At 68.0% G+C, this 15,778-nt stretch carries 16 protein-coding genes; 9 read left to right on the top strand and 7 right to left on the bottom strand.

The window, feature by feature from the left end:
• From cydB to ITJ43_RS12865, 3 genes are all read right to left on the bottom strand, one after another.
• Positions 1–1,035 (bottom strand): cytochrome d ubiquinol oxidase subunit II, encoded by a 1,035-nt coding sequence (cydB, locus tag ITJ43_RS12875; protein WP_194584246.1) that lies wholly within the window; start codon positions 1,033–1,035, stop codon positions 1–3.
• Positions 1,036–1,043: 8 nt separating this feature from the next.
• Positions 1,044–2,489, bottom strand: coding sequence for a cytochrome ubiquinol oxidase subunit I (locus tag ITJ43_RS12870; protein ID WP_194584245.1), 1,446 nt, complete (start codon positions 2,487–2,489; stop codon positions 1,044–1,046).
• 101 nt (positions 2,490–2,590) lie between these two features.
• On the bottom strand, positions 2,591–3,214 hold the full coding sequence (locus tag ITJ43_RS12865) for a helix-turn-helix transcriptional regulator (RefSeq protein ID WP_194584244.1): 624 nt from the start codon (positions 3,212–3,214) through the stop codon (positions 2,591–2,593).
• Positions 3,215–3,353: 139 nt separating this feature from the next.
• On the opposite strand from ITJ43_RS12865, the gene ITJ43_RS12860 reads away from it, so the two are divergent.
• Positions 3,354–4,661 carry an alpha/beta hydrolase gene (locus tag ITJ43_RS12860; RefSeq protein WP_194584243.1) on the top strand — a complete coding sequence of 436 codons (1,308 nt, stop codon included), beginning with the start codon at positions 3,354–3,356 and terminating at the stop codon, positions 4,659–4,661.
• A 291-nt stretch (positions 4,662–4,952) separates the two neighbouring features.
• Here the strand turns inward: ITJ43_RS12860 and ITJ43_RS12855 are convergent, their stop codons facing one another.
• The 3 genes from ITJ43_RS12855 to ITJ43_RS12845 all read right to left on the bottom strand — a co-directional run bounded on the left by ITJ43_RS12855 (position 4,953) and on the right by ITJ43_RS12845 (position 7,369).
• Entirely contained in the window at positions 4,953–5,606 is a 654-nt protein-coding gene (locus ITJ43_RS12855; protein WP_194584242.1) for a dihydrofolate reductase family protein, read from the bottom strand.
• 168 nt (positions 5,607–5,774) lie between these two features.
• Entirely contained in the window at positions 5,775–6,806 is a 1,032-nt protein-coding gene (locus tag ITJ43_RS12850; RefSeq protein WP_194584241.1) for an LLM class flavin-dependent oxidoreductase, read from the bottom strand.
• Positions 6,807–6,871: 65 nt separating this feature from the next.
• Entirely contained in the window at positions 6,872–7,369 is a 498-nt protein-coding gene (locus ITJ43_RS12845) for an FBP domain-containing protein (RefSeq protein ID WP_228495864.1), read from the bottom strand.
• A gap of 334 nt (positions 7,370–7,703) precedes the next feature.
• Here ITJ43_RS12845 and ITJ43_RS12840 point away from each other — a divergent pair, with 334 nt between their 5' ends.
• Genes ITJ43_RS12840 through ITJ43_RS12830 form a run of 3 tightly spaced genes read left to right on the top strand, consistent with a single transcriptional unit; the run spans position 7,704 to position 9,806 of the window.
• Positions 7,704–8,654: an aldo/keto reductase gene (locus ITJ43_RS12840; RefSeq protein ID WP_194584240.1), complete on the top strand. Its 951-nt coding sequence runs from the start codon at positions 7,704–7,706 to the stop codon at positions 8,652–8,654.
• A 21-nt stretch (positions 8,655–8,675) separates the two neighbouring features.
• Positions 8,676–9,419, top strand: a complete 744-nt coding sequence (locus ITJ43_RS12835) for a sulfurtransferase (protein ID WP_194584239.1) — start codon at positions 8,676–8,678, stop codon at positions 9,417–9,419.
• 45 nt (positions 9,420–9,464) lie between these two features.
• Entirely contained in the window at positions 9,465–9,806 is a 342-nt protein-coding gene (locus ITJ43_RS12830; RefSeq protein ID WP_228495863.1) for a hypothetical protein, read from the top strand.
• A gap of 6 nt (positions 9,807–9,812) precedes the next feature.
• Here ITJ43_RS12830 and ITJ43_RS12825 read toward each other — a convergent pair whose 3' ends face one another.
• Entirely contained in the window at positions 9,813–10,388 is a 576-nt protein-coding gene (locus tag ITJ43_RS12825) for an Lrp/AsnC family transcriptional regulator (RefSeq protein ID WP_228495862.1), read from the bottom strand.
• A 131-nt stretch (positions 10,389–10,519) separates the two neighbouring features.
• Here ITJ43_RS12825 and ITJ43_RS12820 point away from each other — a divergent pair, with 131 nt between their 5' ends.
• The 5 genes from ITJ43_RS12820 to ITJ43_RS12800 are packed head-to-tail and all read left to right on the top strand — an operon-like array spanning position 10,520 to position 15,774.
• Complete coding sequence (locus tag ITJ43_RS12820) at positions 10,520–12,103, top strand: ABC transporter substrate-binding protein (RefSeq protein WP_194584238.1); 1,584 nt, start codon at positions 10,520–10,522, stop codon at positions 12,101–12,103.
• Complete coding sequence (locus ITJ43_RS12815) at positions 12,100–13,152, top strand: ABC transporter permease (protein WP_194584237.1); 1,053 nt, start codon at positions 12,100–12,102, stop codon at positions 13,150–13,152. Before ITJ43_RS12820 ends, ITJ43_RS12815 begins: the two co-directional genes overlap by 4 nt.
• Positions 13,149–14,069: an ABC transporter permease gene (locus tag ITJ43_RS12810; protein ID WP_323741225.1), complete on the top strand. Its 921-nt coding sequence runs from the start codon at positions 13,149–13,151 to the stop codon at positions 14,067–14,069. The genes ITJ43_RS12815 and ITJ43_RS12810 overlap by 4 nt, the downstream gene beginning before the upstream one ends.
• Positions 14,066–14,908 carry an ABC transporter ATP-binding protein gene (locus ITJ43_RS12805; RefSeq protein WP_194584236.1) on the top strand — a complete coding sequence of 281 codons (843 nt, stop codon included), beginning with the start codon at positions 14,066–14,068 and terminating at the stop codon, positions 14,906–14,908. Before ITJ43_RS12810 ends, ITJ43_RS12805 begins: the two co-directional genes overlap by 4 nt.
• Complete coding sequence (locus ITJ43_RS12800; protein WP_194584235.1) at positions 14,905–15,774, top strand: ABC transporter ATP-binding protein; 870 nt, start codon at positions 14,905–14,907, stop codon at positions 15,772–15,774. Before ITJ43_RS12805 ends, ITJ43_RS12800 begins: the two co-directional genes overlap by 4 nt.
• The last annotated feature ends 4 nt before the right edge of the window (positions 15,775–15,778 follow it).

Genomic DNA, 15,778 nt, shown 5'->3' with positions numbered 1-15,778 from the left:
TCAGTGCGCTCCGGTCAGCTCTGCCTTCTCGATCGTGGAGCGCGTGATGCGCTTGCGGAAGATCCAGTAGGTCCAGGCCTGGTAGGCCAGCACCAGCGGCAGGAAGATGAGCGCAGCCCACGACATGATCTGCAGCGTCAGCGGCGTGCTCGACGCGTTGGAGATCGTGAGGCTGAACGCATCGTCCGTGCTCGAGGGCATGACGTACGGGAAGAGCGCCAGCCACAGGGTCAGCACCGCGAACACGATCGTGATCGCACCGGCCGCGAATGCCCGTCCGTCGCGGTCGGCCCAGTTCGCGGCGACCGAGATCAGCAGCGCGACGGCGGCGATCACGCCGCACGCGATGACCGCCCACAGCAGCGGGGCTTCGCGTCCCGCGGCCAGGAAGATCGTCCAGACCACGGTGCCGGCGGCGAAGACGACCGTCGGGATCGCGAGCTTCTTGCCCAGCGCCTGTGCATCGTGGTGCACCGGGCCGTCTGTCTTCAGCCCGACGAAGTAGACGCCGTGCAGGAAGAACAGCAGCAGGGTGGTCACGCCGACCCACAACCCGTAGGGGTTGAGCAGGGTGAAGAGGCTGCCGGTGAAGTTCTTGTCGGCATCGATCGGCACGCCCTGCACGATGTTGCCCACCGCGACGCCCCACAGCAGCGCCGGCACGGCGGAGCCGATCGTGATCATCCAGTCGAAGCGGCGCTTCCAGCGCAGGTCGTCGCGCTGGTGGCGGTACTCGAACGAGACGCCGCGGGCGATGAGGGCCAGCAGGATGAGCAGCAGGGGCAGGTAGAAGCCACTGAAAAGCGTCGCGTACCACTCCGGGAACGCGGCGAACAGGCACGCGCCGGCGACGATCACCCAGGTCTCGTTGAGGTCCCACACCGGCCCGATGGTGTTGATCACCTGGCGGCGCGACACCTCGTCCTTGCCGAGGAAGGGCAGCGACATGCCGACTCCGAAGTCGAAGCCGTCGAGCACGAAGTAGCCGACGAACAGCACTCCGACGATGAAGAACCAGAGGTATGCGAGGTCCATGTCAGCTCCTAGTAGACCGTGGACGGGGTCTCATCGACCGGGACGTCCGACGGGTCGGGGTCTCCGGGTCCGGGCAGCGGTTGGGGGCCTTCCTTGACGGTCTTGAAGATCAGACCGAACTCCACGACGGCGAGGATCGCGTAGATCGCGGTGAAGGCGATGAGCGAGATCAGCACGGTCCATCCGGGAACGTTGGGCGAGACGCCGTCCTGGGTGAGCATCAAGCCGAACACGATCCAGGGCTGACGGCCCATCTCGGTGAAGATCCACCCGACGAGGATGCCGAGCAGAGCCAGCGGTGCCTGCCAGATCGCGAGCTTCCACATCCAGCCGGCGACGGGACGCTTGGCCTTCTTGCGCGTGACCCAGAGGCCGGCAGCGGCGATGGCGGTAGACAGGAGACCGAAGCCCATCATCCAGCGGAACGCCCAGTAAGTGATCCAGAGGATCGGCGCGAAGTTGCCGTTCACCTGGTCGGCGAACTGCGGGAACATCTGCGTCGTGTACAGCTGATTGAGGTCGTTGATGCCCTCGACGCAGCCGTTGAAGTCGTGTGTCGAGAGGAACGCGAGCACGTACGGCACCCGCAGCGACCACACCTCACCGGTGCCGTCGGGCGTGCCGATGGAGAAGATCGAGAACGACGCGTTCGTTCCGCATGCAGAGTTGAACATCGCCTCCGCCGCGGCCATCTTCATCGGCTGCGTCTGCACCATCACCAGGCCCAGCTGGTCGCCCGAGAGGAAGACGGCCACGAAGCCGATGATCATCGCCCAGAGGCCGAACTTCAGCGCGGGGCGCATCATGTCGATGTTCTGCTTGCGGGCGAGGTGCCACGCGGATGCCGCGATCACGACGCCCGCGGCGAACATGATCGCGGACGACAGCGTGTGGGGCAGCTGCGTCAGCGCGACCGGGTTGGTGAGCACCTGCCAGAAGTCGGCCATCTCGGCGCGATGGCCCTCGGCGGACATCTGGTAGCCCTTGGGGTTCTGCATGAACGCGTTCGCGGCGAGGATGAAGTACGCGGAGAGCCACGTTCCCACCACCGTCATCCAGATGGTGAGCAGGTGGATGCGCCGCGGCAGCTTGTTCCAGCCGAAGATCCACAGGCCGATGAAGGTTGCCTCGAAGAAGAACGCCATGAGGCCCTCGAAGGCCAGCGGGGCGCCGAACACATCGCCGACGAACCGGGAGTAGCTCGACCAGTTCATGCCGAACTGGAACTCCTGCACGATGCCGGTCACGATGCCCATCGCGAAGTTGATCAGGAAGATCTTCCCGAAGAAGCGCGTCAGGTGCAGCCACTTCACGTCGGCCGTGCGGTGCCACATGGTCTGGAAGATGGCGACGAACAGCGACATGCCGAGCGTGAGCGGCACGAAGATGAAGTGGTACAGGGTGGTGAGGCCGAACTGCCAGCGGGCGAGCAGCAGCGGATCCAGGAAGTCCATCGTCATCCTTCCGAGGGCGGGAGTCTTCTTCGAGACTGAAGGTACTCAGGTTCTTCCCAGTGACGGGGGGTCCGAGCCGTGAAAAAGAAAAGGCCGCCTGATCAGGCTGTGGCCCGCGCGAACATCAACTGGACGACGCACTCGCGCGGGTCGCAGGACGGGCGCATCGCGTCGACCGTGAGGGGGCCCCCGGCGGCGGCGAGCACGCTCTGCATGAGACCGAGGTGTACCTGGCAGAGCACATCGCGGTGCTCGGCCTGCGACGATGCGTGGGCGCAGGGGGTGAGATCCACCGTGAGCTCGCGCTCGTCGACCAGTGGGTCGAAGCCGGCATCGATGAGATCTTCGACGAGCGCGTCGACCTGGTGCAGCGCGTCGGTGTCGAGTTCGGGTGCAGCGCCGGGCAGCACGCGCCGCATGAGGTCACCCCGCTCCGCGGCAGCACGCACCTTGCGGCGCTGGATCGGGCTGGAGGAGCGCACGCCGTCGGCGGCGCTGTACAGAACGCGGGGCCGCCCGCGGGTGGTGCGGTGCTCGGCGGCCGAGACCACGTAGCCCTCGTCGATCAGACGCTGCAGGTGCTCACGCACCGTATTGGGGTGCAGTCCCGTCGCGTCGACGATCTCCGTGATCGTCCGCCGGGGATGCTCCTGCACGAGGTGCAGGATCTCGACACGTGAGTAGCTGGAAATGGCGCTGTACCCAACCGGGCGACCTGTGGTCATACCTCATATTATTCACGGTGAACGCCCTCGGCGCCACCTCCGGAAGGCGGTGGTTTCTTCCGGCCCTGCGGAAGACGTGACGGAGGTGTGGTCGGGCTCGCTCAGCGCCGCCCAAGGTGCTCGCCCATAGAGTTGGTGCATGCAGATCTGGCAATTGCCGATCATTGATGGCGCGGTGCCGATCGTCGCATATGCGATCGCCGTTGCGCTGTTCGTGATCGTGCTGGTGCGTCGATGGCGACGCCGGCCTCTGCTGTGGGCTGTCGTCGGGGCGATCGTGGGTGCCGGGCTCGCCGTCGCGGCGGTCGCGTTCGTCGACAACGCTCACCTGTTCGGCAGTGCCCCGCTCCCCGGTTTCGTCGTGCTGTGGGCAGCGCCCGGCCTCGCGGCAGCCGGTTTCGCGTGCGGCGGCATGGTCGGCGCGCGCGTGTGGCGTCGGGTGGTGTCTGCTCTCGCGGTGGTCAGCGTCCTCCTCGCCGCGATCATCGGTGTCAACGCGGCGTTCGGCCTCAATCCCACGCTCGGTACCCTGCTCGGGGTTCCCACCTACGCCGCCATCGACCTGCCCGCCGCACCTCCGACCGACGGGGCGGCGCCGGCGGTTCCTCTTTCTCAGTCCTTCGTGCCGCCCGCGGGCATGCCCGAAAAGGGAAGCCGGGGTACGCAGGACATTCCCGCGACGGCATCCGGCTTCCGCGCCCGGCCCGCGGGTATCTACCTGCCTCCCGCGGCCCTGGTCGCGAACGCGCCGGCGCTGCCGCTCGTGGTCATGATGATGGGGCACCCTGGAAATCCCGACCCCACGGCGATCAGCGACGTGCTGGACGCTTTCGCCGCCCGCAACCACGGGTTGGCGCCGATCGTGATCGTCGCAGACCAGGTGGGCGCCGACATCAGCGACACCGCGTGCGCCGATTCGGCGGCCTACGGCCGCGCTCGGACGTACATCACGCAGGATGTGGTGGCCTGGGCGACGGCGCACCTGAACATCGTCCGCGATCCCGCCTACTGGACCATCGCGGGATACTCCAACGGGGGAGGATGTGCGCTGTCGTTCGGTGCGGATTACCCCGGAATCTGGAAGAACATCCTGGACGTGTCGGGCGAGCCGTTCCCTGGCTCGGAGCAGGTCGCGAACATCACGAAGACCGTCTTCGGTGGCGACAGTGCTGCGTTCGAAGCGTCGAAGCCGGTCAACATCCTGGCGGCGGCCCCGGCGGGCACCTACGCCGGGATGACGGCCGTGTTCACCGCCGGAGCGAATGACGCGGCCTACATCGCGCATGCCGACGGTGTGGCGGCGGCGGCGCGGAAGGTGGGAATGACGGTGACGCGCTACGACATCCCGGGCGTCGGGCACACCGGCGACGCGCTCAAGCTCGGCTTGGTGGCGGGTTTCACCGTGCTCTATCCCGTGCTCGGGCTGTCGGTTTCCGGTGCCGGCTGATTGCTGTGTAGCGAGTTGTTGTCCAGCAGTCAAGACTCCGCTCCTCAAGATTTGCGCAAATTCCGAGCCTTTCGGGGCGCTGCCCGCGGCCGTTGAGTGGTTGCATGCGTCTGAATGTTGAGGATGGCGCAAGATTGGCTGCATTCACTGTGTCTCGACGGTCCGACCGCGTAGCGTTTTCCGTAAGCGAGTCGGCACCCGAAGCTGGCCAGCTGTCGATGAAGGCGATCGCCGATCTGGGGGGATGCGGCGGTCGCCTTCGTCGTCGGTGGGCGCGTGCGCGGGGGCGCCTCACTCCGCGGGGCGGCTGAACGTGATGTGCGTCACGCCGCTCTCTGCCGCCTCCGACGTCACCCGATAGCCGCTCTCGAGACCGCGGAGGTCGTCCCACAGCCGGATGCCGCGGCCCAGGATGATGGGCACGACCGCGACGTGGAGCTCATCGACGAGCCCGGCGTCGAGGAACGAACGCGCCGTCGAACCGCCGCCGCCGATCCGGATGTCGCCGCCGGCGGCGACGGCCAGCGCGCGTGCGAGCGCGTCGTGCGGCGTCGCCTCGATGAAGTGGAAGCTCGTGCCGCCCGCCATCTCGATCGAGGCGCGCGGGGTGTGCGTGAGCACGAATACCGGAACGTGGAACGGCGGCTCCTCGCCCCACCAGCCGCGCCAGTCGGGGTCGTTGCCGTGATCGTGCAGCCCGAACATTCCCGCGCCCATGATCTCGGCGCCGAGGTCTGCGAAGTAGCGGGTCGCGTAGACGTCGTCGACGCCGGTGGTGCCGGCCCCGGTGGTGTCGTGCAGCACACGTTCGCGGAAGGTGCGGGTCGCCGTGTAGTCGCGGGTGAGCCGACCCCAGTCGTGGCCGAAAGGGTGTTCCGGCGTCTGATCGGTCGTCGTTGCGAAGCCGTCGAGGGAGATGTTCAGATCGAGGCGGACGCGGCTCATGATCACCAGAGTCTGCCATCACGCCCGGCGGCGCAAGACGCAGACGCGCGCGGCCTCGCGCAGCGGATTCGGACCGGCGCACCGGATTCGGATGCCACGGCATCCGTGGTCCGAATCCGGTGCGGCCAACCGCGTCTGGTCGAGCGAACGTCGTCGACCGGATCAGGCTTACGCGGATGCCAGGGTGGACTGCCAGCCGAGGGCCGGCGCGACGTACTTCGCGAACGACTCCATGAGGCGCAGGTTGAAGGCAACACCCAGCTGCGAAGGGATCGTCAGCATGAGGGTGTCGGCCGACATGACCGCGGCATCCTGCATCAGCTGCTCCACGAGAACGTCGGGCGCAGCGGCGTACGTCTTGCCGAAGGTCGAGCGGAAACCGTCGATGTAGCCGATGCCGTCGCCATCCTGGCTGTGACCGAAGTAGAGCTCGTCCTCGGCGGTCGTGATCGGGAAGACCGAGCGGCTGACCGAGACGCGGGGCGTGCCGGGGTGACCGGCTTCGGTCCACGCCGCACGGAAACGGTCGATCTGCTCAGCCTGCAGGATGTCGAACGGTCGTCCGTCCGCCTCGGTGACGAGGGTGGACGACATCAGGTTGAGGCCGGTCCTCCCCGCCCACTCGGCGGTGTCACGCGAACCGGCGCCCCACCAGACGCGCGAGCGCAGGCCGGGGGAGTGCGGCTCGATGCGCTGCAGTCCGTTGCCGCCGCCGAACGGGGAGTTCGCGTCGCGCTCGGCGAGGCCCTCACCGTCGATCGCGCGCAGGAAGAGGTCGAAGTGGTCGCGGGCAAGATCGGCGCCGCGGGGGTCTTCGGCGGTGTAACCGAACTTCTCGTAGCCGCGCACGACCGTCTCGGGTGAACCACGGCTGACGCCGAGCGCCAGTCGGCCGTCGGAGATCAGATCGACGGCGGCGGCCTCTTCGGCTAGGTACAGCGGGTTCTCATACCGCATGTCGATGACGCCCGTACCCACTTCGATCCGCTTCGTCTTTGCGGCCATCGCCGCGAGAACCGGCATGGGGGCCGCCTGCTGACGCGCGAAGTGGTGCACTCGCACCGCGACGCCGTTGACGCCCAGGTCATCCAGACCCTGTGCAAGGTCGATCGCCTGATGCAGCATGTCGCCGGCCGTGAGCTCGCGACCACCGCCGAGGGGGCCGTAGTGGCCGAAGGAGAGGGTTCCGAAGCGTTGCATGGTGGTGACAACGCTACGCCCCCGGCATCCATTCCGGTGAATGGATGCCGGGGGCTCGAGCGGCGTCAGAGGCCGTTGCGGACGCCGCGGACGAACGACTCGACGTTCTCGCGGAGTGCGGCGATGCGCGCCCGACGCGCGGCCTCGACATCGAATCCGACGTAGGCCGCGGGCGGGCGCCTGCGCGCGTTCTCATTGCACTGGAAGCGGTCGCACGCGAGAGTTCCGACGGTGTCGCCCCGGCGACCAGCGTCGCCGACGCGCTTCGCCGTGAACAGGAGCACGTCGTTGGGCAGATGCACGTCGGCGCACCACGAGCACTGCGCCCGCGAAGTCGGCCGCGATTCGGCCTGCCGTAGGAGGAGACCGGTCGGAACGCCGTCGAGTTCGGCGACGACGTAGCCGACGAGGGCGAGCTTTCGGTCGCGGCCACCGTAGAACTCGAGGCGGTCCCAATCCGTGTTGGCGACATCGGCCGGGAGCGTGACGTTGCGGCGTTCGGACTGGGTGACATTGATGAGCGAAGCGCGGATCTGCGCGTCGGTGAGAGCGTGCACGGACATGCCTTTCGTGAGGGGAGGATGCCGCGCGCTCGCCGATCGCGAAGAAGCGGTCGTACGGTGCGCATCGGCATCCGGAGAAGGGTGTGACAAGGCGGCGCCGGGCGCGTTCAGGAACGCGACGCACGACGCCGTGACAGGGTCACCTCTCAGCGGCGAAGAGTTCGCCGTTGACCTCCCTCTGGCCCGCTCGATGCAGGCCGTTCACGATGCTCACTCCTCCAGAGTACGCTCACGGCGCGGATCGGGAGCAGAGGCACGGCGCTCGGAGCCCCGAACATGACGTCATCGTAGGTTCCCAGGAACAGGCGGCACGAGGCGGTGGTTGGATCGACGTATGAGCCGTATTTCGCACACCGATATCGACGTCTTCCCCCTCGCCCTCGGCGGCAACGTGTTCGGCTGGACGGCCGATCGCGAGGAGTCCTTCCGCATCCTCGACGCGTTCTACGCGGGCGGCGGCAACTTCATCGACACCGCTGACGCATACAGCGCGTGGGTGCCCGGCCACAGCGGCGGCGAGAGCGAGACGGTCATCGGCGCGTGGCTCGCCGACCGTGGCCACACGGACGTCACCGTCGCGACCAAGGTCAGCCAGCACCCGCAGTTCAAGGGACTCGCGGCGGCGAACGTGCGGGCGGCCGCGGAGGCATCGCTCGAGCGCCTCGGCGTGGAGTCCATCGACCTCTACTACGCGCATTTCGACGATGCCGAGACCCCGCTGGAGGAGACGGTCGCCGCGTTCGGTCAGCTCGTGTCCGACGGCCTCGTCCGCTACACCGCGGTGTCGAACTACTCGGCTGACCGCATCCGTGAGTGGGTGCGCATCGCGCGCGAGCTGGGCGTCGCCGAACCGGTCGCCATCCAGCCCCACTACAACCTCGTGCACCGCGAGACCGAGAACGACATCGTGCCGGTCGCCGAGGAGTTCGGCCTGTCGCTGGTGCCGTACTTCTCGCTCGCGAAGGGATTCCTCACGGGCAAGTACCGCTCGACGGATGCTTCTCAGCACGACACGCCTCGCGCGGAAGGCGCCGCCGTCTACGCCACGCCGCAGGGCCTGCAGATCATCGAGGTTCTGGAGCGCATCGGCAAGGCCCACGAGGTCTCGATCGCCGCCACGGCCCTCGGCTGGCTGCGCGCCAAGCCGACGGTCGTCGCACCGATCGCATCGGCGTCGAAGCTGTCGCAGGTCGCCGACCTGCTCGACGGCGGACGGGTCGAACTCACCGCCGCCGAGGTCGCCGAGCTCGACGAGGTCTCGGAGTGGACGCCGACCGACATGTGACGGCGGTCGTAGGCTGAGCGGATGCCCGCAGAACTGCCCATCCTCAACGTCTCCGCGTACCTGTTCACCGCGGTGAGCGACGCGCTGCAGCTGCGCGAGGTGCTGCGTGAACGTGCGGATGCGGCGGGTCTGAAGGGCACGATCATCCTGGCGGAGGAAGGCATCAACCTCTTCCTCGCGGGCGAGCCCGCGGCGCTGCGCGGGTACCTCGACCACCTGCGCGCCGACCCGCGGTTCGCCTCGCTGCGCGCCACGGAGAGCTGGTCGCCCACGCAGCCGTTTCGGAAGATGCTCGTCAAGCTCAAGCGCGAGATCATCCGGATGGACCGCCCCGCGGTCCGCCCGGGACAGGAGCGCGCGCCCGCGGTCAGCCCGGAGACGCTGCGCCGCTGGCTCGATCAGGGGCACGACGATGCGGGCCGCGAGGTCGTCCTGCTCGACACGCGCAACGCGTTCGAGGTCGATGAGGGCGCCTTCGTGGGCGCGGTGGACTGGCGCCTGCAACGATTCACGCAGTTTCCGGCCGCGGTCGCCGCCCACCGAGAAGAGCTGCGGGACAAGACCGTCGTCAGCTACTGCACCGGCGGCATCCGCTGCGAGAAGGCGGCGATCGTTCTCCGCGAGGAGGGGGTGGACGCCTGGCAACTCGACGGCGGGATCCTGGGCTGGTTCGCCGCAGAGGGGGCGGCGCACTACCGCGGCGACTGCTTCGTCTTCGACGAGCGCTGGGCGATCGACAGCGCTCTCGCCCCCGCCGCCGGGTAGGCCGCCGTGCGCGGCGCCGCGCACGTTCGAGACATACTCGTGGTTATGCGTTCATTCCCCTCTCTCGACGATCTGCGTTTCGCCATGGTGTCCTCGACCGCGAGCACGGTCGACGCCGACGCGCCCACGGTGTTCCAGTACCACCAGGAGGGAAGCCTCGTCTGGGGCGAGTACACCGGTGACACCGTGTCGGAGGGGCGTTTCGTCGGCGAGATGATCGACGATCAGGTTCGCGTCGCCTTCGCGCACGCGCTGGCCGTCGACGGCACCGTCGTGCGCGGCGAGGCGGTGAGCCGAGCCGAGATCGACGACGCAGGACGTGTCCGCCTGGTCGAGGACTTCGCCGTCGACGGGGTCGACCACGTCAGCGTCTGCGTGCAGCTCTGACGCCGGTCACACCCGCTCGCCGTGGCCCAGATCCGTGCGGGTGAACCGCATGAGTCCGCTGTCGACGCCGATCTGATCGCGCTGCGGGATGTCTCCCGGGAGCACGAAGGGGCGACGGAACACCTCGCCCATCACGATCGCCGTCTCGACCTTCGTCACTTCGGGACGTGCGGCGATGGCTCCGATGACGAGGGACTGCATGGCTTCCATATCGACGCTGCGGACGATCAGCATCACATCGTGCTCGCCCGTCATCACCAGTGCCGACTCCACGTCGGGCATCTCGCCCACGGCCTGCAGGAATGACGTCCACTGCTGCGGCTGGATCGTGCAGAACACGAGAGCGCTCACGCCGAGCCCGAGACGCGTGGGATCGACCGTCGCGGTGTAGCCGGTGATGATCCCCGCACGGGTCAGCGCCTCCACGCGCGAGTAGGCGCTCGCCCGCGAGATCCCCACTTCCTGAGCGAGCGCCGCGATCGATATCCGTCCGTTGCGACGCAGGGATCGGAGGATGTCGTACGCGATTTCGTCGATCACGGGCGCGAAACGTCCAGACGACACCGATTGTTCATCGCTCATGGTGGACATATTGCCGCACCCGCCGAGTGCTGGCAATGAAATGATCCGAGAGAAGGCTATCGGTCGGATATAGTGCGGGAAAACCCGATCCACTCGTATGACCTGTCCATTCTCTTTGAGGAGGAATGCCCATGGCCCGTTCCTACCGCCACGCCGTCGCTGCGCTTGCCGTCGTGACCGCTCTCGCGCTCGCCGGATGCTCCGGCGGCAACTCTGCCGCAGGCTCCTCCGGCTCCGCCTCCGGGGGATCTGTCGTGGTCGACACGGCTTTCTCGCTGGAAACCGCCGATCCGGGGCGCAACTACGTGCCCACCGGCAACATGGTGCTGCACGCGATCTACGACACGCTTCTCACCTTCCAGGGCACTGACTCGACGACTCCCCAGCCCGACCTGGCGACGATGGAGCAGAACGCGGATGCCACCGAGTTCACCTTCACGATCACCGACGGCCGCACGTTCTCGGACGGCTCCCCGGTGACCGCCGATGACGTCGTCTTCTCGCTCCAGCGTGTCGCGGGCATCACCGACTCCAAGGCCAACTTCCTCATGGCGGGCATCACCGTCACCAAGGTCGACGACAAGACCGTGAAGCTCACGACCGCCACGCCCTCGCTGCAGCTGCCGGCGATCGTCACGAACCCGTCGCTGTCGATCCTGAACTCCAAGGTCGTCAAGGAACATGGCGGCACGACCGACGCCACCGACGCGGCGAAGAGCTGGCTCGACGCCAACTCGGCTGGCTCTGGCCCCTACACCCTCCAGTCGCTCGATCTCACCCAGCAGGTCGTGATGGTCAAGAACGACAAGTACGACGGCGCGGACAAAGCGGGCTACGACAAGATCGTCGTCCGCAACGTCTCACAGTCTTCGACGCAGCTGACCAACCTCCAGGGTGGCGACTCGAACGTCGCCGTCGACCTCTCGGGCGACCAGGTGAAGAACCTCGGGTCCGGCTTCACGGTCGACTCCGCGGCATCCGCCGAGACGCTGTTCCTGCTGATCAACCAGGACAAGAACGTCGGCGGTGTCACGGCCACGCCGAAGTTCGCCGAAGCGGTGCGCTACGCGCTCGATTACGACAAGCTGCTCGAGCTCACCGGGTCGGGCTCTGTCGCGGCGACGGGCGTCATCCCGCCGATGTTCCCCGGAGCGAACAAGACCGGCGTCACCCAGGACCTCGCGAAGTCCACGGCGGCGCTGGCAGCCTCGGGTTACAACGGCGAGGAGATCAAGCTCCAGTTCCCCAACGACACCCCCGTCGGCGGCGTCGAGTTCACGCCTCTGGCTGAACGCGTGCAGGAGCAGCTGAAGACCGCCGGCATCAATGTCACCCTGGCCCCGGCACCGTTCGCGACCGAGGTGCAGCCCTACGTCAAGGCTCAAGAAGCCTTCTCGCTCTGGTTCTGGGGCCCGGACTACGCCGACTCGTCGTCGTTCCTGCCTTTCGGTCCCGGTCAGAAGGTCGGTCTGCGCGCCGGCTGGGCCGCGGATGCCGCACCCGACATCGCCGCGATGGTCACAAAAGCGACCAACGCCACGAGCGTCGATGCCCGCACGAGCGCCTTCAGCGACTTTGCACAGGCCATGCAGCAGTCCGGCCCGTTCGTGCCTCTCGTGGTCCCGGGTATCAACCTGGCGAGCTCCGACAAGGTCGCGGGCCTCGAGTACAACGTGACCTGGACGCTCGACCTGCGCTCACTGCACGCCAAGTGAGCACGGCCGTCCGCGGGCGGGGAGCGCAGCACACGCTGCTGCGCTTCCTCGCTCGTCGCGCGGTGACCAGCATCATCCTGCTGTTCGGGATCGTGCTGGTCACCTTCTCACTCACCGTGATCGTGCCCGGAGACCCGGTGCGCGCCGCTCTGGGTGAGGGGGCGTCGTCCAACCCCGCCACCGTCGCCGCGTTTCGGGAGAAGTACGGCCTCGACCAGCCCGTGTGGGTGCGCTTCTTCCGGTACGTCGGCAACCTGCTGCACGGCGACCTCGGTACGTCGATGACCACCGGCCGGCCCATCTCCGCCGATCTCGCGAAGGCCGTGCCGGCCACCGCGGAGATCGCCTTCTACGCCGTCATCGTCAGCTTCGCGGTCGCCGTCGTGCTCGGCACGCTCGCCGCCTACCGCCGCGGCAAGGTAACGGACGAAGTGATCCGCGTCGTCACGCTGGTGGGGCTCAGCGTTCCCACGTTCTGGATGGCGATCCTCACCTACCAGCTCTTCTTCATGCAGCTGCACTGGGTCAGCGGATCGGGGCGGATCTCGCCCACGCTCACGCCTCCGCCGACGGTCACCGGGTTCTACACCGTCGACTACATGCTCAACGGCGACTCTGTCGGCTTCTTCGACGCGGTGGGACACCTCGCCCTCCCCGTTCTCGTTCTGAGCCTGTTCACGATCGCCACCCTGACGCGGTTCGTCCGTACCTCGGTGCTCGAGGTGCTCGACATGGACTACGCCCGCGCCGCCCGTGCGAAGGGACTCTCGGGGCGGCGGGTCGTCGTCGGCTACGTGCTGCGCGGCGCCGCACTGCCGATCCTCACCCTGGTCGGCATCGCCTTCGGAAGCCTGCTGTCGGGCACGGTGCTGGTCGAGGCGGTCTTCGCCTGGCCCGGGCTGGGAACGTATGCATACAACGCCTCGAAGAACCTGGACCTGCTCGCCGTCACCGGCGTCGGTCTGATCGTCGGCGTGATCTACCTCGTCATCAACCTCGTCGTCGACGTGCTCTACGGCGTCCTCGATCCGCGAGTGAGGCTGTCGTGAATCTCATCGTCCCCGAGAAGTTCGCCTCGCGTCGGCGCCGTTCCCTTCTGCCGCGCGCCTGGCGCAGCCCGTTGGCCGTCGCCGGCACCGTCGTGGCGCTGGGCTGGATACTCGTCGCCGTCCTCGCGCCCTGGATCGCCCCCCACGACCCGCTTTCGCAGGATCTGCCGCGGCTTGCACCGCCGAGCGCCGACGCGATCATGGGCACCGACGTGACCGGCCGGGACGTGTTCTCGCGCCTGGTGTACGGAGCGCAGACGACGATCCCTCTCGCTCTGATGCTGGTGGTGTGCGCCATGATCATCGGCACCGTCGTGGGCGCCCTCGCGGGCTACCTCGGCGGCTGGGTGGACGAGGTGCTGATGCGTGTCACCGACATGGTGATGGCGTTTCCGACCGTCATCCTCGCCATGGTCATCGCCGCCTCCCTCGGTCCGTCGATCCTCAACGCGGTCATCGCCGGCATCATCGTCGCGTGGCCGCCCTATGCGCGCATCACCCGCTCGCTCGTGCTCGGTCTGCGCACACAGAACTACGTGATCGCGGGCCGCCTGCTCGGTTCGTCGCCGCTGCGGTCGCTGCTGCGCGATGTGCTGCCCAACATCGCCGGCCCGGTGCTGGTGCTCGCCTCGCTCGACATCGGCACGGCGATCCTGCTGCTGTCGGGTCTGTCCTTCCTCGGCCTGGGCGCACAGCCGCCGACGGCGGAATGGGGAACCATGATCGCCAGCGCCGTGCAGAACACGTCGGCCTGGTGGCTCGGGCTCTTCCCGGGCCTCGCGATCCTCACCGTCGTCATGGCCTTCAACTTCATCGGCGACTCGCTGCGCGACGTGCTCGACCCGCTGGCCGCCCGCGAGCGCGAGGCGGAGTCGCCGACGGCCGTCTCGGCCGCCGCCGCGGAGGTGGCCCCGTGAGCGCCTTGAGCATCAACGACCTCCGTGTCGAGCTCGGCAAGGACGCCTCGCACCGTACCGAGGTCGTGAAGGGCATCAGCCTCGAGCTCGTCCCCGGGCGCATCCACGGGCTGGCGGGCGAGTCCGGGTCGGGTAAGAGCATGACGGCACTCGCCGTCCTCGGCCTGCTACCCGCCGGCGGGATCGTCCGCGGTTCCATCACGCTGGGTGGCGAGACCGAGCTGGTCGGGCTGCGCCCGAAGGCCTACCGCGCCATTCGTGGCAACCGCATCGCGATGGTCTTCCAGGATCCCTCGGCGAGCCTGCATCCGCAGATCACCGTCGGTGCGCAGATCGCCGACGGTATGCGCGCCCACCTCCGCCTCAGCCGCGCCGCTGCCCGTCGCCGCGCGGCGGAACTCCTCGCGCTCGTGCGCGTGCCCGATCCGGATGCCGCGCTGACGAAGTACCCGCATCAGTTCTCCGGCGGGCAGCGCCAACGCATCGCGATCGCGATCGCTCTCGCCTGCGACCCGGACGTGTTGTTGGCCGACGAGCCGACGACCGCGCTCGACGTGACCGTGCAGGCGGGCATCCTCCATCTGCTGCGCGACCTCGCCGTCGAACGCGATCTTGCGATCCTGCTCGTCACCCACGATCTCGGCGTGATGAGTGCCGTGGCCGACGATGTCTCGGTGATGCGACACGGACGGATCGTGGAGAGCGGCCCCCGCCGGAGGATCTTCACCGACCCTCAGCATCCCTACACACGAGAGCTGCTGGCCGCCATGCCCGACGCGCGTGAATCGCTCGTGGATGCGCCTCCCGCCGCCGCGACAGACCCGGAGGAGCCGCGATGAGCGATCCAGGAGCCTCGGAAGCACGCGCCGTTCTGCAGGTGGACCAGCTGGTCGTCGAGTACGGCGGTCGCGCCGCATTTCGTGCCGTGGACGGCATCTCGTTCGACATCCGCGCCGGCGAGGTCCTCGCGCTGGTCGGGGAGAGCGGATGCGGCAAGTCCTCGACCGCGCGTGCGGTGATCGGTATGGAGAAGCCCGCGGCCGGTGACGTTCGCTATCGCGGCGGCCCGATCGCGCCTCTCGGTCTGCGCACCCGTGCGCGGGAGCTCACGGCGATCCAGATGGTGTTCCAGGACCCCAACTCGTCGCTGAATCCGCGACTTCGCGTCGGTCGGCAGATCGACGAGGGCTCGCGTGCAGCCCGCAGCCGGGGTCTTGCGACCTCGGATGCCGCCTCCTGGCTGCGGGAGGTCGGCCTGTCACCCGATCTGGAGAACCGTTACCCGTACCAGTTGTCGGGCGGGCAGCGTCAGCGCGTCGCCATCGCCCGCGCATTGGCCGCCCGGCCCGACCTCATCGTCGCGGACGAGCCGATCTCCGCTCTGGACGCATCCGCGCAGGCGTCCGTGGCCGCCATGATGCGGGAGCTCTGCGTCGCCTCGGGTGCGGCCATGCTGTTCATCTCGCACGACCTGTCGGTCGTCCGGCTCATGGCCGATCGGGTGGCCGTGATGTACGCCGGGCACATCGTCGAATCGGGGCCGACCTCCGTCGTGTGGAACGATCCGGTGCACCCGTACACGCGCGCGCTTCTCGGAGCGATCCCGCACCCCGATGGCGAGGGGGTCCTGCCGGCCGCGCCGGCGACAGAGGCCCCGTCGGCGTGGCGCGAACTCATCCCGCGGGCGCTGGACCGGCAGGGCTGACCGC

Origin of the sequence: Microbacterium sp. VKM Ac-2870, from assembly GCF_015350795.1 — a bacterium.
In the GTDB taxonomy this organism is placed as follows: Bacteria; Actinomycetota; Actinomycetes; order Actinomycetales; family Microbacteriaceae; genus Microbacterium.
The sequence above is the reverse complement of the archived record's forward strand: the minus strand, read 5'-3'. Positions and strand labels throughout refer to the sequence as shown.

Excerpts from the sequence above, each read along its gene's own strand:
- ITJ43_RS12870 (WP_194584245.1), bottom strand. The coding sequence starts at position 2,489 with ATGGACTTCCTGGATCCGCTGCTGCTCGCCCGCTGGCAGTTCGGCCTC.
- ITJ43_RS12820 (WP_194584238.1), top strand. The coding sequence starts at position 10,520 with ATGGCCCGTTCCTACCGCCACGCCGTCGCTGCGCTTGCCGTCGTGACC.
- ITJ43_RS12865 (WP_194584244.1), bottom strand. The coding sequence starts at position 3,214 with ATGACCACAGGTCGCCCGGTTGGGTACAGCGCCATTTCCAGCTACTCA.
- ITJ43_RS12835 (WP_194584239.1), top strand. The coding sequence starts at position 8,676 with ATGCCCGCAGAACTGCCCATCCTCAACGTCTCCGCGTACCTGTTCACC.
- ITJ43_RS12860 (WP_194584243.1), top strand. The coding sequence starts at position 3,354 with ATGCAGATCTGGCAATTGCCGATCATTGATGGCGCGGTGCCGATCGTC.
- cydB (WP_194584246.1), bottom strand. The coding sequence starts at position 1,035 with ATGGACCTCGCATACCTCTGGTTCTTCATCGTCGGAGTGCTGTTCGTC.
- ITJ43_RS12850 (WP_194584241.1), bottom strand. The coding sequence starts at position 6,806 with ATGCAACGCTTCGGAACCCTCTCCTTCGGCCACTACGGCCCCCTCGGC.
- ITJ43_RS12825 (WP_228495862.1), bottom strand. The coding sequence starts at position 10,388 with ATGAGCGATGAACAATCGGTGTCGTCTGGACGTTTCGCGCCCGTGATC.
- ITJ43_RS12855 (WP_194584242.1), bottom strand. The coding sequence starts at position 5,606 with ATGAGCCGCGTCCGCCTCGATCTGAACATCTCCCTCGACGGCTTCGCA.
- ITJ43_RS12830 (WP_228495863.1), top strand. The coding sequence starts at position 9,465 with ATGCGTTCATTCCCCTCTCTCGACGATCTGCGTTTCGCCATGGTGTCC.
- ITJ43_RS12845 (WP_228495864.1), bottom strand. The coding sequence starts at position 7,369 with ATGTCCGTGCACGCTCTCACCGACGCGCAGATCCGCGCTTCGCTCATC.
- ITJ43_RS12800 (WP_194584235.1), top strand. The coding sequence starts at position 14,905 with ATGAGCGATCCAGGAGCCTCGGAAGCACGCGCCGTTCTGCAGGTGGAC.
- ITJ43_RS12840 (WP_194584240.1), top strand. The coding sequence starts at position 7,704 with ATGAGCCGTATTTCGCACACCGATATCGACGTCTTCCCCCTCGCCCTC.